This is a genomic window from Prosthecobacter sp., assembly GCF_044227185.1.
GTDB lineage: Bacteria > Verrucomicrobiota > Verrucomicrobiia > Verrucomicrobiales > Verrucomicrobiaceae > Prosthecobacter.
The window spans coordinates 585,273-599,448 of record NZ_JBGAFO010000003.1 but is presented as its reverse complement, the minus strand read 5'-3'; the positions used below and the strand labels follow the sequence as shown (position 1 = coordinate 599,448).

Below are 14,176 nucleotides of genomic sequence, written 5' to 3'. Positions count from 1 at the left end.
TTCAAGCCGAGAGCCGCCACGTCAGCTCCATTCCCATACCCGCCGGCAGCGGTGTCACCGGCCCCGCGGGCGTTTCGAGCAGCTCCATCTTTTGCGCCGCCCTCTCCAGCGTAAACCGCTGCGCTGAGGCCGGAAATCCGTAAAACGCCGGGCCATTGAGACACAGGAAGCGCTCAAACAGCGCCCGCCCTTCGGCAGTTCCCAGATCCGCGCCCGCCTCTTCAAACGCCATCGCATAAAGCTGCGGTGCGCAGCCTCCGGTAAAGCAGCCCGCCGCGCAGCCGCAGGCCGTCGCCTTCGTCGTATGCGGCGCGCTGTCCGTACCCGCGAAAAATTTCGCCTGCTCCGCCGTCATCACCACCGCGCGCAGCGCCTCGCGATCATCCTGAAATTTCACAATCGGCAGGCAGTACAGATGATACTTCAGCCCCTGAATCAGATGCCCCAGCGTGTACAGCAGGTGCTGCGGCGTGATCGTCGCGCCCACATGCTCCGGCGCAGCTTTCACAAACTCCGCCGCCCTCCGCGTGGTGATGTGCTCGCACACGATCCGCAGCTTCGGATGCGCCGCCAGCAGCCGCGGCATGCGCTCCGTGTAAAACCGCGTCTCCGCATTCTGCTGCGCATCGATGTAGTCCGGCCCGCTCAGCGCATGCTGCTCACCGTGGATGCACAGCACCACTCCGCACTCCTCCATCGCCCGCAGCACTTCGCCGCCGATCAGATCGTCCATCGGCACGCCATGCTCTGAATTCGTCGTTCCATGCGGCGGATAGTATTTGCAAGCCCGGAGCAACCCCGAAGCCGCGCCCTCACGAATCATCGCCGCTGTCGTCTGCCGAGTCAGATACAGCGGCACAATAAGCTGCTCAAACCCGTCCGCCCCCGCCGCCCGTAGTTCCGCCGAGTAACTCTCGATCGACCAGCCATCGCTCTGCGCAGGCCCTGAGACTCGCGAAACCGGCGGCTGCGTGTTTGGCATCGCCAGCGCCCCCGCGCAGCCCATGTCCCGGTGCGCCTTCACATAAGCGGCCATCGCGGAGCCTTGGCGAAAGTGGATGTGCAGATCAAACCAGCGGGGAAGCGTGAGTATCATGCCATTTCGTTAGCGTGGGGTGGCCGCGACAGCAAGCAGGGGAGCGCCGCCGCCTAAACATTGATAAACAAGCCGCCCGCCCGTTCGTTTAGAAATGCCTCACCTCATCCCCCCCCATGCTCCGCACCCCTCTTTTCTTTGGCCTGTCTTTGCTCGCCATCACGCTCCCCCTTCGGGCCGAAGACCCACCGGAAGGCTTCACCGCCATCTTCAATGGCAAAGACCTCAGCGGCTGGAGCGGTGGCAGCACCTGGTGGTCCGTTGAAGATGGCTGCCTCACCGGCGTCACCGATGGCAAGCTCGACTACAACCGCTTCATCACCTGGAAGGGCGGCAAGGTGAAGAACTTCGAGCTGCGCGTGAAGGTCAAAGTCACCAAAGGCGGCAACAGCGGCCTGCAGTACCGCGGCCTGGAGCGCCCAGACCTCGGTGAATGGGTCGTCACCGGCTACCAGTGCGATGTCGTTCCGGACAAGGACGACTACAACGGCATGCTCTATGAAGAGCGCGGCCGCCGCATCCTGGCCCACACGGGTGAAAAAGTCATCATCGACACCCAGGCCCAGCCCTGGGTGGTGGGCAAGCTGCCCATTCAAAGTCATCCTGCCGGGCAATGGCACGACTACCGCGTACTCGTTGAGGGAAATCACCACCAGCACTGGATCGACGGCGTGCAGACCGTGGACGTCATCGACCTCGATGAAAAAGGCCGTGCGCTGGAAGGCGTCATCGCCGTGCAGGTCCATCGCGGTCCGCCCATGAAGATTCAGTACAAGGACTTCCTCCTGAAGCACCTCCCCGACAATCTACCCCTCATCACGCCCGCGCAGGCCCCGGTGCCTGCGGATGCTGTGAAGGTGGTGCCTCAAGGCGGACCGCCAAAGAAGGCGGCCAGGTAAGCGGCCCGCGAAATCACTTCACGCCGTAGGCGTTGGTCAGGTAGTCGATCAGCGCCGTGTTGTCTTCAGGCAGTGGCGCGGCGTACTTGTCCTTCATCTTTTTCACCGTCGCCTCCCAGAACTTGCGGGGCAGCGGCGGCTGGGTGGACACATACTCGGTGGAGTGGCAGGTGATGCAGAGACCCTGCGCCAGCTCCACACCCGCGCCGGGCTTGTAGGTGCCGCTTTCCACCGGCCACACAAAGCTGGAAAAATCCGGCTCACCGCCGGCGGCAGCGGTCTTGTCTGCGGCGGAAATGCGGGCGGCACTGGCCGCGATGAGGAGCAGGCTGAGAAAGATCTTGTTCATAATGCAGCGGAGAAAAGATGGAGGGTGAATGATCAGGCCACGGTCACATGGGTGGTCTCCACCACGTTGCGCATGTAGCCCTGCGGGTTCCACAGCGGCTCCAGCGCCTGGCTCTCGCCAATGCGGTTCACTGCACGCACCTTCAGCTCGCAGGGGCCTTTTTTCTGCGGCTTCCAGGCGAAGGTCCAGGGGCGGAAGGAGTAGCGGCCCAGATCCTTGCCCAGCTCCGCAGCCTGCCAGGAGCGGCCGCCGTCGTCAGACACCGCCACTTCGGTGATGCCTGCGCCATGATCAAAGGCGATGCCGCTGAGCTGTGTCACCGCACCGGCCTGCACCTGCGCACCATCCAGATGGCTGGTGAGGAAGGAGCGCACCTTGAAGCGTGTGATGGGCACCGTGCTTGTAGGCGTGGTGCCCGGCTCCACACAGCCGCCGGGTGTGGTGGCGATGCGGTAGCCCGTGGCCATGAAAAATCCCTCAAACGCATCCTTCACCACATTCAGCTCGTTCAGGTGCTTCACCCAGTAGGTGCCGTAGTAGCCGGGTGCCACGAGGCGCAGGGGGTAGCCGTTCAGCAGCGGCAGCGGCTCGCCATTCATTTCGTAGGCCAGCAGGATCTCGCCATCCAGCGCGTGGTCCATTTCCAGAGCTTTGATGAAGTCCGGCGTCTGCGGCAGCGTGGGAGTGTCCAGCCCGTTGCACACCACCTGCTTCGCCCCGGCCTGCACGCCGGCTTTGGTCAGCACATCCTTCAGCCGTACGCCGCGCCACCTGGCATTGCCCATGGCGCCGTTGCCGAGCTGGCCGCCGCCCACGCGCGGCTGGAAAAATCCCCGGCTGTTCCCGGAACACTGGTTCACCGCCACCACCTCCACCTGCTCATACTGCGTCTTCAGCTCCTTCAGGGAGAGCTGCAGCGGCTTCTCCACCAGCCCCTTCACCTCCAGGCGGAAGGCGGCTGCGTCCACACTGCGCGGCACATTGGCCAGATGGTAGCGCACAAAAAAAGCGTCGTTCGGAGTGATCACCTCCTTGAAGACCTCCATCGGCGTCTCGATCTGCGGCGGGCGTGTTGTCAGCAGGATGAGCGGGCGCTTCTGCGGAAACTGCACCATGCGCCGCTCCCCATTGGCAAAGGGCAGCGTCACGCTCTGCTCGGCACCGGCTGCACGGCTCAGCCCCAGACCGGCCACGGCCGCACTGGCCTGGGAAAGAAACTGACGGCGGGAGGAGCGTGGCTTTTGGATCATGATGAATGGGAAACGATTGAGTGGTCGGATGAGGGACACAAGGGGAGCTGGAGAAGTCGCGTCCTCATCTCCAGCACCGTGCTTAGAACCAACGCTCCACATGCATTGAATTCTATCAAGTCCTGCCGACGTTCGACCACGCATTCGCACCGTTTGCGGCTCTCAGCCCACCAGGCTCCAAGTCAGCTCCAGCCCCATGCCCACCGGCAGCGGCGTCACGGGACCTGCAGGCGTCTCCAGCGGCTCCATCTTGGAAGGCTTTTTCTCCATCACAAAACGCTGTTCTGACGCCGGAAATCCATAATACGCCGGGCCATTGAGACAAAGGAAGCGCTCAAACAGCGCCCGCCCTTCGGCAGTTCCCAGATCCGCGCCCGCCTCTTCAAACGCCATCGCATAAAGCTGTGGTGCACAGCCTCCCGTAAAGCAGCCCGCCGCGCAGCCGCAGGCGGTCGCCTTCGTCGTATGCGGGGCGCTGTCCGTGCCCGCAAAAAACTTCGTCTGCCCCGCCGTCATCACCGCAGCCCGCAGCGCCGCGCGATCATCCTGAAACTTCACAATGGGCAGGCAGTACAGATGATACTTCAGCCCCTGAATCAGATGCCCCAGGGTGTACAGCAGGTGCTGCGGCGTGATCGTCGCTCCCACATGCTCCGGCGCAGCCGCCACAAACTCCGCCGCCTTCCGGGTGGTGATGTGCTCGCACACAATCCGCAGCTTCGGATGCGCCGCCAGCAGCCGCGGCATGCGCTCCGTGTAAAACTGCGTCTCCGCATTCTGCTGCGCATCGATGTAGTCCGGCCCGCTCAGCGCATGCTGCTCACCGTGGATGCACAGGCCCACCCCGCACTCCTCCATCGCCCGCAGCACCTCACCGCCGATCAGATCATCCATCGGCACACCATGCTCTGAGTTCGTCGTTCCATGCGGCGGGTAATACTTGCACGCTCGCAGCAGCCCCGAGGACGCGCCCTCACGAATCATCGCCGCCGTCGTCTGCCGCGTCAGATAAAGCGGCACAATCAGTTGCTCAAACCCACCCGCCCCCGCCGCACGCAGCTCCGCGGAGTAACTCTCAATCGACCACGCATCCCCCTGCGCCGCCCCCTTGACCCGCGCCACCGGCGGCTGCGTGTTCGGCATCGCCAGCGCCCCGGCGCAGCCCATGTCCTGGTGCGCCTTCACATAAGCAGCCATCGCGGGGCCTTGGCGAAAGTGGGTGTGAAGGTCGAACCAGCGGGGGAGGGAAAGTGTCATGGAAATCCGTTAGCGTGGGGAGAGGAGCAGAGCAAGAAGGGAGCGCGGACGCGCCCTTTCATTCAGAGTTTGGCGTGACTTCATGCGCGGAGTGTGGCAAACACATGCCCGCAACCGCCCCACTCAACCGCTTTCCGAACCCATGACATCGACTCCGCTTACACGCCGCAGCTTTCTTGGCACCGCCTTCGCCGCCGCCACAGGCCTCACCCTTCCCCGTTTTGCTTCCGCCGCGGACAAACCGAACTCCGTCTTCGGCGGTGTGCGCATCGGCTGCATCACCTACAGCTACCGCAGCATGGCCAAGACCGCCGAGGAGACGCTCAAGGCGCTGCTCGAAGACGGCCTCAGCGAGACCGAGCTCATGGGCGGACCGACCCAGCTTTACGCAGGCATCAAAGGCGGCAAGATCACCGACGCCGAGCGTGAGCAGGAGCTCGCCAAGTGTGCCGAAATGCGGAAAATGTACAACGACGCAGGCGTGAACATTCACATTCACAAGATGGGCTTCGGCCAGTCGGATGAGGAGATCGAGTTCAACTTCCTCGTGGCCAAGGCGCTGGGCTGCACCGCCGTAACCACCGAGCGCAACGCCATCCTCGCCGCGCGCCTCGCGCCGTTCGCCGACAAGCACAAGATCTGGGTCGGTTTTCACAACCACACCAACAACCTGCCGGAGATGGACAAGTTCGACTCCATCCTGGAACTCGGCCAGTACATCGGCTTGAACGTGGACATCGGCCACTACGTCGCCGGCACGAAAGGCAAGTCCCCCATCCCCGTGCTGGAGAAATATCACGACCGGATCACCAACCTTCACCTCAAGGACCGCACCGCCGACGGCGGCAACGTGCCCTGGGGCCAGGGCCAGACCCCGATCAAGGAAGTGCTGCAGCTCATGAAAAAGGAAAAGTGGACCTTCCCTGCCGAGATCGAACTGGAATACAAAATTCCCGAAGGCTCCGATGCGGTCAAGGAAGTGGCCAAGTGCGTGCAGTACTGCAAAGAAGCGCTGGCTTGAGCAAGCCTTACTCCTTTCAGCAAGTCACGGCCTCGGAGTTGCTTGATGCGGCCCCGAGGCCTGTTGTTTTGGAGAACGCCGAAAGGTGCAGGGCGGCGAGACGCTCGGTCACGGAATCTTGAGCAGTTCCTGTTCTGTCCACGAATCGGTACGTCGCGCTTCCTTTTCGCGGACCGCTTTGAGAAAGTCCGCTGAGACGGGCTCCGCACCATGCTCCCACTCACGTCGGAGATAAGTGAGAATGGCCGCCAGAGGTTCATCGCCCAAAGCGCCCAGCGGAGGCATGTCGAGCTGGTAACGCCTCTTTTTGACCGTGATGTAGCCGCGCACGCCGTGGAGAACAATGCGACCGAGCCGTTCGGGCGAGCCATTGACCCATTCGGAATCAATCAGCGGTGGGGCGATGCCATCGAGGCCTGAACCACTTGGCTGATGGCAGCCAGCGCAGATGCCGGAATACAGCGCCTTGCCCATCTCAAAACGGCTCTGCTCATCAGACGTCAGCGGGCGCGGCGGCTTGAACCCTGCGGGCACAGGCTTGCCCGGCCAGGTCAGCATGGCCGCCACCTTTTCGGTGCCGGGAGTGTCGAGAAGAGCAGGTTTGGCTTCGAGCTTCACCTTCCGGCGTGTGAAGTCCGTCGAATTGGCGGTGAAGCCAGCGAGCAACGTTTTGCGAGGCGTGGCACCGGCCTTTTCCGCGAGTGCCAGGAACCGTGAGACACGGGCTGGATTGCGTTCGCTGGCCACACAGCCCGCCAGGCTTGGGATCAGAGTCTTGCCGCTTCCAGAGGCAAGGCAATGCTCCAGCAGTTCCAGCTCGCGGCCTTTGACCCCGCTGAGGATGGCTTCCGTCAGATAGGGGTGATCGGGCACGCGGCTGGCCATCGCAGCCATGGCCAGATCGGCCGCCGGGTCCTGGCACTCGCCAAGCGTCAGGGCGATTTGAGTCTGCACCTGCGAATCCGGTTCGGTGGTGGAGAGGGCGATGAGCCTGGCCACCACAGCGGCGCGCCCTTCCCCGGCCAGGAACACTTCAGCGATGCGCACGGCACTGTTGCGCACGCGGGCATCGACATCAGCGAACGCTGCCTCGATCACCGGCCAGGTGGTCTTGCCCATGCCATCGAGCGTCCACAAGGCATGCAGGCGGCCGAGCGCGACATCGCTGTGCGTGAGAGCTTCCAATGCGGGGACAACCCCTGCATCCGCACGCTCGACCAGCAGGCGCTGGGCGGTCTCCCTGTGCCAGGAATTGGGGTGAGCGAGGATGGGGACGAGCTCTGCATTGCCAAGCTTCGCCAGATTGGGTGCAGGACGTGTCCCGGCATTTTCAGGAACGATGCGCCAGATCCGCCCCAGGCCGCGTGGATTCACAAGATCGTGCTCCTGGATGTATTTTTCCAGATAGGGACTGAGTGAGATGCGGTGCTGGATGATGCCCCGGTAAAAATCAACGACGTAAAGCGCTCCATCGGGCCCCGTGGTCATGCTGACAGGACGGAAGCGCTCATCCGTGGACGCTAAAAACTCACGCTGATTGTAGGCTTCACGCGCCACGAGCCTGCCTTTTTCGAGGGTGACAATGTCTCGCTTCACCAGATGCAGAGCCGGCTCGCAGGCGAAGGCATTGCCAAGAGCATCCGTCGGGAAGAGATCGCCCCGGTAAATCCAGGGTGAGCACGCGGCGGTAAAGTTCTTCAGTTTGTAACCCGCCATGTTTTCAGGAATGTAGGCGCGGTTCGTGCCGGGGGTCACACGGATGGGCCACACGGCCTGGTTCACCGGCGGGGTGATGCGGCCTCCTGACTTCTCATAGTGCGGATTGCGCAGACGGTACTGCGAAGGCCACATGTCACCCAGCAAGTGGCCAGAGTTGTAGTTGTAAAAGAGACGGCCAAAGTCATCCTGACTGAGCCCATATTGGCCACGCACGGATGAGAGGCTGCGTTCGAAAGTGCCCGCGCCACGCCAGCGAAAACGCGCCGCGTATTCCGCAAAGTAGATCCAGTTGTCCAGCGCCCAAAGCGGCGAGTTCGCGCCATGTTCCGGGTTCGCCAGTTCGGGGCGGCCAGGGATGGTTTGTGCACATGAGTTGATCGAGAAAGACCTTGCTTTCATCGAAGCGCCCGTCGCCATCGGTGTCCTTGAGAATCACGATCCGGCCCACCGGCTCATCCTCACGATTGCCCTGAATGTCCGGCATGTACCCGAGCATCTCCACCACCCAGAGCCGCCCATCCGGACCAAACTGCGCAAAGATCGGATCCCCCACCAGCGGTTCACTGGCTGCCAGTTCCACCCGGTAGCCCGGTGCCACCTGAAAGGTTTTCAATTCCTCATCCGCAGACAAAGCCCGCGTGTCCGGAACAAGCTCCGCCGGCACCAGCGAAGGCGGCACCTTCCCCATGGCGTCCCCATTTTGGCCGTAGACCGTTGAGACAAAAAACAAGACAGGCAGAGCGAGGATCCGGGAGAGAGGGGTGCGTGTGGAATTCATGGATGGCTGCGAACGCGGCGTTCATTGCAATACGACCATGCACCCTATGATCTTTAGCACCATAAGCCAATCGCAGTGCATCTGGACGCTTCAACGTCCTCTGGGGCCAAGGTCAGACCGCGTGCTGCAGTTCATGAAAAAGAAAAAGCGGACCTTTCCTGCTGAACCGAAGCGCCTCGAAGGTAGCCAGCTGCAGGCTGGCCGAAGGGCAAGCGCAGCAAGGCAAATTGAGCTGGAATACAAGCTCCCCGAAGGTTCCGACGCGGTCAAAAAAGTGGCCAATTGCGTGTGTGACGCTGATCGAAAACAGTCAGCTTGTTTCTGCCATGACGAAGCACCATAGATGCCTCCAAGTATGAAGACCTTTCATCAACTTTACGATCAGGAAGCACCAATCTGGAATATATACCTCCAATTCGTCTTTTCAGATCTTGAAAATGAAGCTCCTCCATCATTGGAAAGAGCAATCGAGTGGTTTCGACAATATCCGGGCTTTGAAGGCTTCCCAGGCGAGACAAACAAAGAGCTGATCAGCCTGACGAACGTGACTGCAGAATCAGTCGAAGAGCTCAGCCCTGAGCACGGGATCGAATTTCTGGAGAACACCATCACGGAAGCCATCCACTATTCCACTAGCAGACGGCTCGAAACTGGTGGCGCAAGAGTGCTGGCCGAGTCGTTTATGGCTGAATTCAAATCGCCTCGAGTTTTTTCCAACTGGACTCGGGGCACGGGTCCCTATCATTGGGGCGGATGCTGCGGTTACGTCACTAGAGAAGACGGGAGTTGGACTCTCGAATATTTTCTTTGCTGCATTGACCGCAAGAGAATCGGATTTGTTTTCTCGTTAAACAATGAGTGAAGAACGAAACCGGCCAACAGGGGAACTCTGCCGTTAGCCGCTCAAAAACTCAGCATGAGCTGCCGACCCAATCCTTGCTAATCCCCTCATGCGCCGCCGCCACAGCCGCGTCACGCTCGCGGGCCTGCGCATAGCGCGCCGCAAAACTCCCCGGCTCCTCCGAGCCCATGAGCAGATGCTTTGACTCCGCCACAAGCGCATCCATGCGTTCTTTAGTCACAGGGGGCTTCTCCTCCATCGCCTCGTCCATCATCACCACGAGCTGTGAAAGCTGGCGCAGCCAGGCAAAGCGCTCATGCTCCATGAGCAGCTTCAAAAACTCCATCGGCGACCGGATCTCATTCCCCTCCGCCTCATACGCCGCACGCTCGGAATTCATGAGCAGCTTGTGCAGGCTGAGAAGTTGATTACGGAGGGTGGGCAGAGGATGATCGTTCATGGTTGTTGCTCCAGCCCATCAGGCAGCAGCCTGGGCAGGCTTCCGACGACGGAGCGGTTTGTTAGGGGTCACATGATGCTTGTTTCCCAGCACCCCAGGGAAAACATCACTGTCATCCAGACCACGCGCCAGCATGCGGGCTTTGAGCGCAGCTTTTTCGGCGAGCGTCATCTTGGCGATTGGCTTGTTGATTTTCATGATTTTAATTTATGGCTCAGGATGCTTTCCAGCAACCTGAAGTTCGATCACCCGATGCGAACATTTTCAAGACTCGCTGAGAGCCGGGCGATTTCTGCAGTGCTGATCGTAAATTGGTCATCCACCGGTTCTTCGAGATATCTGCGATAAAACGGCGCTGAGTCCTGGGTGGTCTCTCCCCACACCCGTTGACAGCCCAGAGCATGAGCAACCACACAAATGCCTTGCAGCAACTGCACCCCCACGGAACGCACGTCAACGAGCTTGCTTGAGATACGCGGATGCACAAAAAGAAAATCCAGAGCGAGGTGATGATACCATGTGCGACGAACCATTGCTCCTCCCAAGCTGCCCGGAAACCAGTCTGCGGTGACTTTGAGATGAAAGCAAAACTCCCCTTCAGCATCCTTGGCGATCATGCGCTGGAGTTCAGCAATGCTCCGAGCAGTATTGTGTATATCGCGATAATGCCGCCAACGCTTGGCCGCAAGCAGAGCAAACTCTCTCGAATCGGCAGCACGAGACCTCATGACAGGATCCGCCAGCTGAGGCACCCTCCAGCGGGTGGTTAATGCCACATCCGTGTTGTTAGCAAAGTTCAATGTCACCTCGGCAGGTTCACCGCTATGTAAGACGGCAAACCTGACCGGAAGGAGTGACTTAAATTGGGGCATGAGTCCCGTCTGTTTTACTTGTGATACTCCTGCAGCGCCCGCACCTGCACCTCGCTCCCTTGCAATGACTTGATCGCCCGCAGCGCGGCATCGGCGCCGCGCAGCGTGGTCATGATGGGGATGCGGTTCTGCATCGAGGCCGTGCGGATCTTGATCTCGTCCTCACGCGGGTTCTTGCCGCTCGGCGTGTTGATCACCAGGGCCATGTCCTTGTTCTTCATCAGGTCGATGACGTTCGGACGCTGGCCGCTGGCGAGTTTGGGAAGGATGTTCACCGCAATGCCGGCTTCCTTGATCACGCCACCCGTGCCGCTGGTGGCGTAGAGGGTAAAGCCGAGGTCGGCGTAGCCTTTGGCGATGCGCACCACGTTCGGACGGTCGGTTTCCTTGACGCTGATGAAGACATTGCCCTTCGTCGGCAGGGTGCCGCCGGCGGCCATCTGGCTCTTGGCAAAGGCCATGCCGAGATCGTCGTCGATGCCCATGACTTCGCCGGTGCTCTTCATTTCTGGTCCGAGGATGATGTCCACGCCTGCGAATTTGCTGAAGGGAAAGACAGCCTCCTTCACACTGTGGTGCTTGGGATGCACTTCTTCGGTGAAGCCCAGTTCCTTGAGCGTTTTGCCCGCCATGATCTTCGCCGCCAGCTTCGGCAGCGGCACACCGATGGCCTTGCTCACAAACGGCGCCGTGCGGGAGGCACGCGGGTTCACCTCGATCACATACAAATCATCGCCCTTCACCGCGAGCTGCATGTTCATCAAACCGCGCACGCCCAGAGCCTTCGCCAGTTTCTTCGCGGCATCGCGGATGCGGTCCTGCATGGCAGGCGTGAGGCTGAAGGGAGGGATGACGCAGGCGCTGTCGCCGGAGTGGATGCCCGCCTCTTCGATGTGCTCCATGATCGCGCCGATCACCGTGGTCTCGCCGTCGCTAATGCAGTCCACATCCACTTCCGTGGCGTCTTCCAGGAAACGGTCCACCAGCACCGGACGGTCTGGCGTGGCCTCGACAGCGTTCTTCATGTAATGCGTCAGCTCAGCATCACTATAAACGATCTGCATGGCGCGGCCGCCCAGCACGAAGCTTGGGCGCACCAGGCTCGGGTAGCCAATTTTCGCGGTGATGGCCAGCGCCTCCTCCAGCGAGGTGGCAGTGCCGCTCGGGGCCTGGGCGAGACCGAGATCGTCGAGCAGCTTGGCGAACATCTTCCGGTCTTCCGCCAGTTCAATGTTCTTGGGCGAGGTGCCGATGATGCGGACGCCGTTTTCTTCGAGTCCCTTGGCGAGATTCAGCGGCGTCTGACCACCGAACTGCACAATAACGCCGAGCACCTGATCGTGGCGGTTTTCGCGTTCGTAGATGTTCAGCACGTCCTCCAGCGTGAGGGGCTCGAAGTAGAGCTTGTCGCTCGTGTCGTAGTCGGTGGAGACCGTCTCGGGATTCGAGTTCACCATGATGGTCTCATACCCCAGCTCGCGCAGGGCGAAGGAGGCATGTACGCAGCAGTAGTCGAACTCAATCCCCTGCCCGATGCGGTTCGGGCCGCCACCGAGGATCATGACTTTCTTCCGGTCATTGTCCCGCACCTCGTCCTCGATGCCGTAGGTGCTGTAGTAGTAGGGCGTGTAGGCTTCGAATTCCGCCGCGCAGGTGTCCACGAGGCGGTAGGTGGGGGTGATGCCGAGAGCTTTGCGGGTGGCCCGAACATCGAGAGGGGAAACACCTTGATTGTCCTTGATGCTCTCTTGGCTTCCATCCGCTTTATAAACCATGACGGAATTGTTGCGGCTTTGCTGGCTGATCTGAACGTCAGAGAAACCAAAGCGCTTGAGGCGCCGAAGCTTCTCGCGGCTCTGCGGCACAGTTTGGGCAAGATCAGCATCAGGCTTCGACTCACGGACCAGGTTCAAGGTGTGAAGGACATGACGTTCTGAATTGGCAGCAATGACGTCAGCATCTTTGATATTGAGCAGACCAACATCTGTCCAGTTCGTCAGCTCCACCTGCTCCTTCACAATCTCCTCAATCTGCCGCAGGAACCACCGGTCGATCTTCGTCAGCTCAAACACCTTGTCCACGCTCCAGCCCTTCGCAAAGGCCTGGCCGAGGAAGAAGATGCGTTCGGCATTCGGCACCGTCAGCTTGGAGGTCAGCGTCTCGTCATCCACTTCCTTGTCGGCGCCATCACCGATGAGACCAAAGCGTTTGATCTCCAGGCTGCGAAGCGCCTTCTGCAGCGACTCCTTGAACGTGCGACCGATCGCCATCGCTTCGCCGACGGACTTCATCTGCGTGGTCAGCGTCTCATTGGCACCGGGGAATTTTTCAAAGGTGAAGCGCGGCACCTTGGTCACCACGTAGTCGATGGACGGCTCAAAGCTCGCCGGCGTCTCGCGGGTGATGTCATTTTTGAGTTCATCCAGCGTGTAGCCCACCGCCAGCTTCGCCGCGATCTTCGCAATCGGGAAGCCGGTGGCCTTGGAGGCCAGCGCGGAGCTGCGGCTCACGCGCGGGTTCATCTCGATGACGATCATGCGCCCCGTGTCCGGATGCACGGCAAACTGGATGTTCGAGCCACCCGTCTCCACGCCGATCTCGCGGATGCAGGCAAAGGAGAAATCGCGCATGATCTGGTACTCGCGATCCGTCAGCGTCTGAATCGGCGCCACGGTGATGGAGTCACCCGTGTGCACGCCCATCGGGTCCAGGTTTTCAATGGAGCAGATGATCACGCAGTTGTCCGCCTTGTCGCGCATCACCTCCATTTCAAATTCCTTCCAGCCCAGCAGCGATTCCTCGATGAGCACTTCCGTCACGGGCGAGAGATCCAGACCGCTGGCCGTGATGGTTTCAAACTCCTCCTTGTTATACGCGATGCCGCCGCCCGTACCACCCAGCGTGTAGGCCGGGCGAATGATCAGCGGCATGGTGCCGATCTCCTCGGCAATCGCCCGCGCCTCCTCGATCGTGTGGGCCACGCCGGACTGCGGCAGGTCCAGCCCGATCTTGAGCATGGCGTTCTTAAACAGCAGGCGGTCCTCGCCCTTTTCGATGGCGTCCGGCTTCGCACCGATCATGCGCACACCGTGCTTTTCCAGCGTGCCCGCACGGTGCAGGGCCATGGCGCAGTTCAGCGCGGTCTGGCCGCCCAGCGTGGGCAGCAGCACGTCCGGCTTTTCCTTGATGATGATCTTCTCCACCATCTCCGGCGTGATGGGCTCGATGTAGGTGCGGAAGGCGAACTCCGGATCCGTCATGATCGTGGCCGGGTTCGAATTGATGAGCACCACTTCATATCCTTCTTCGCGCAGGGCCTTGCAGGCCTGGACGCCGGAGTAGTCAAATTCACAGCCCTGGCCGATGACGATGGGGCCGGAACCGATGACGAGGATGCGATGGATGGTGGTGTCTTTGGGCATGGGGAGGGGAAAATGACGAAATCCGAATGCGGAATGACGAATGTCGGAGGGTTGGAGTTGAAAGCGTATGATCTGGGCGCTTTCGGAGCGAAGGAGTCACTGGCGGCAGGCCAGTGCTACGGCATCGCGGGGCCGGAAAGCCCGGCATCTTGCACAGTCGATGCGGTGCGTCAAACGCGGGGGTGCAAAAGTCGCGAAATAACGCATGAAGC

Annotated in this window: 14 protein-coding genes; 4 read left to right on the top strand and 10 right to left on the bottom strand. The window is 60.7% G+C overall.

The annotated features are described in order from the left end of the window. Position 1: 1 nt before the first annotated feature. Complete coding sequence (locus tag ACILSQ_RS10255; protein WP_395743517.1) at positions 2-1,096, bottom strand: dihydroorotase; 1,095 nt, start codon at positions 1,094-1,096, stop codon at positions 2-4. A gap of 116 nt (positions 1,097-1,212) precedes the next feature. On the opposite strand from ACILSQ_RS10255, the gene ACILSQ_RS10250 reads away from it, so the two are divergent. Beyond that, a complete protein-coding gene (locus tag ACILSQ_RS10250; RefSeq protein ID WP_395743516.1) occupies positions 1,213-1,995 on the top strand; it encodes a DUF1080 domain-containing protein in 783 nt (260 codons plus the stop codon). A gap of 13 nt (positions 1,996-2,008) precedes the next feature. On the opposite strand, the gene ACILSQ_RS10245 is transcribed toward ACILSQ_RS10250, so the two are convergent. The 3 genes from ACILSQ_RS10245 to ACILSQ_RS10235 all read right to left on the bottom strand — a co-directional run bounded on the left by ACILSQ_RS10245 (position 2,009) and on the right by ACILSQ_RS10235 (position 4,851). Then, entirely contained in the window at positions 2,009-2,344 is a 336-nt protein-coding gene (locus tag ACILSQ_RS10245) for a cytochrome c (RefSeq protein WP_395743515.1), read from the bottom strand. Positions 2,345-2,376: 32 nt separating this feature from the next. Next, positions 2,377-3,594 (bottom strand): molybdopterin-dependent oxidoreductase, encoded by a 1,218-nt coding sequence (locus tag ACILSQ_RS10240; protein WP_395743514.1) that lies wholly within the window; start codon positions 3,592-3,594, stop codon positions 2,377-2,379. Positions 3,595-3,756: 162 nt separating this feature from the next. After that, the gene (locus ACILSQ_RS10235) at positions 3,757-4,851 is read right to left on the bottom strand and encodes a dihydroorotase (RefSeq protein WP_395743513.1); all 1,095 of its coding nucleotides are present in this window, start codon (positions 4,849-4,851) and stop codon (positions 3,757-3,759) included. Positions 4,852-4,993: 142 nt separating this feature from the next. On the opposite strand from ACILSQ_RS10235, the gene ACILSQ_RS10230 reads away from it, so the two are divergent. After that, complete coding sequence (locus ACILSQ_RS10230; RefSeq protein WP_395743512.1) at positions 4,994-5,872, top strand: sugar phosphate isomerase/epimerase family protein; 879 nt, start codon at positions 4,994-4,996, stop codon at positions 5,870-5,872. A gap of 108 nt (positions 5,873-5,980) precedes the next feature. Here the strand turns inward: ACILSQ_RS10230 and ACILSQ_RS10225 are convergent, their stop codons facing one another. Both ACILSQ_RS10225 and ACILSQ_RS10220 read right to left on the bottom strand, forming a co-directional pair. Continuing rightward, entirely contained in the window at positions 5,981-7,804 is a 1,824-nt protein-coding gene (locus ACILSQ_RS10225) for a c-type cytochrome (RefSeq protein ID WP_395743511.1), read from the bottom strand. Continuing rightward, positions 7,773-8,369 (bottom strand): hypothetical protein, encoded by a 597-nt coding sequence (locus ACILSQ_RS10220; protein WP_395743510.1) that lies wholly within the window; start codon positions 8,367-8,369, stop codon positions 7,773-7,775. The genes ACILSQ_RS10225 and ACILSQ_RS10220 overlap by 32 nt, the downstream gene beginning before the upstream one ends. A 133-nt stretch (positions 8,370-8,502) precedes the next feature. Here ACILSQ_RS10220 and ACILSQ_RS10215 point away from each other — a divergent pair, with 133 nt between their 5' ends. Beyond that, a complete protein-coding gene (locus ACILSQ_RS10215; RefSeq protein ID WP_395743509.1) occupies positions 8,503-8,712 on the top strand; it encodes a hypothetical protein in 210 nt (69 codons plus the stop codon). A 12-nt stretch (positions 8,713-8,724) separates the two neighbouring features. Next, positions 8,725-9,231: a hypothetical protein gene (locus tag ACILSQ_RS10210; protein ID WP_395743508.1), complete on the top strand. Its 507-nt coding sequence runs from the start codon at positions 8,725-8,727 to the stop codon at positions 9,229-9,231. A 49-nt stretch (positions 9,232-9,280) separates the two neighbouring features. On the opposite strand, the gene ACILSQ_RS10205 is transcribed toward ACILSQ_RS10210, so the two are convergent. Genes ACILSQ_RS10205 through carB form a run of 4 tightly spaced genes read right to left on the bottom strand, consistent with a single transcriptional unit; the run spans position 9,281 to position 13,964 of the window. Beyond that, entirely contained in the window at positions 9,281-9,670 is a 390-nt protein-coding gene (locus tag ACILSQ_RS10205) for a hypothetical protein (protein WP_395743507.1), read from the bottom strand. Between the two features lie 18 nt (positions 9,671-9,688). Continuing rightward, a complete protein-coding gene (locus ACILSQ_RS10200; protein WP_395743506.1) occupies positions 9,689-9,868 on the bottom strand; it encodes a hypothetical protein in 180 nt (59 codons plus the stop codon). 47 nt (positions 9,869-9,915) lie between these two features. Further along, complete coding sequence (locus tag ACILSQ_RS10195) at positions 9,916-10,542, bottom strand: hypothetical protein (protein ID WP_395743505.1); 627 nt, start codon at positions 10,540-10,542, stop codon at positions 9,916-9,918. A 14-nt stretch (positions 10,543-10,556) separates the two neighbouring features. After that, on the bottom strand, positions 10,557-13,964 hold the full coding sequence (gene carB / locus ACILSQ_RS10190) for a carbamoyl-phosphate synthase large subunit (protein WP_395743504.1): 3,408 nt from the start codon (positions 13,962-13,964) through the stop codon (positions 10,557-10,559). Between the last annotated feature and the right edge of the window lie 212 nt (positions 13,965-14,176).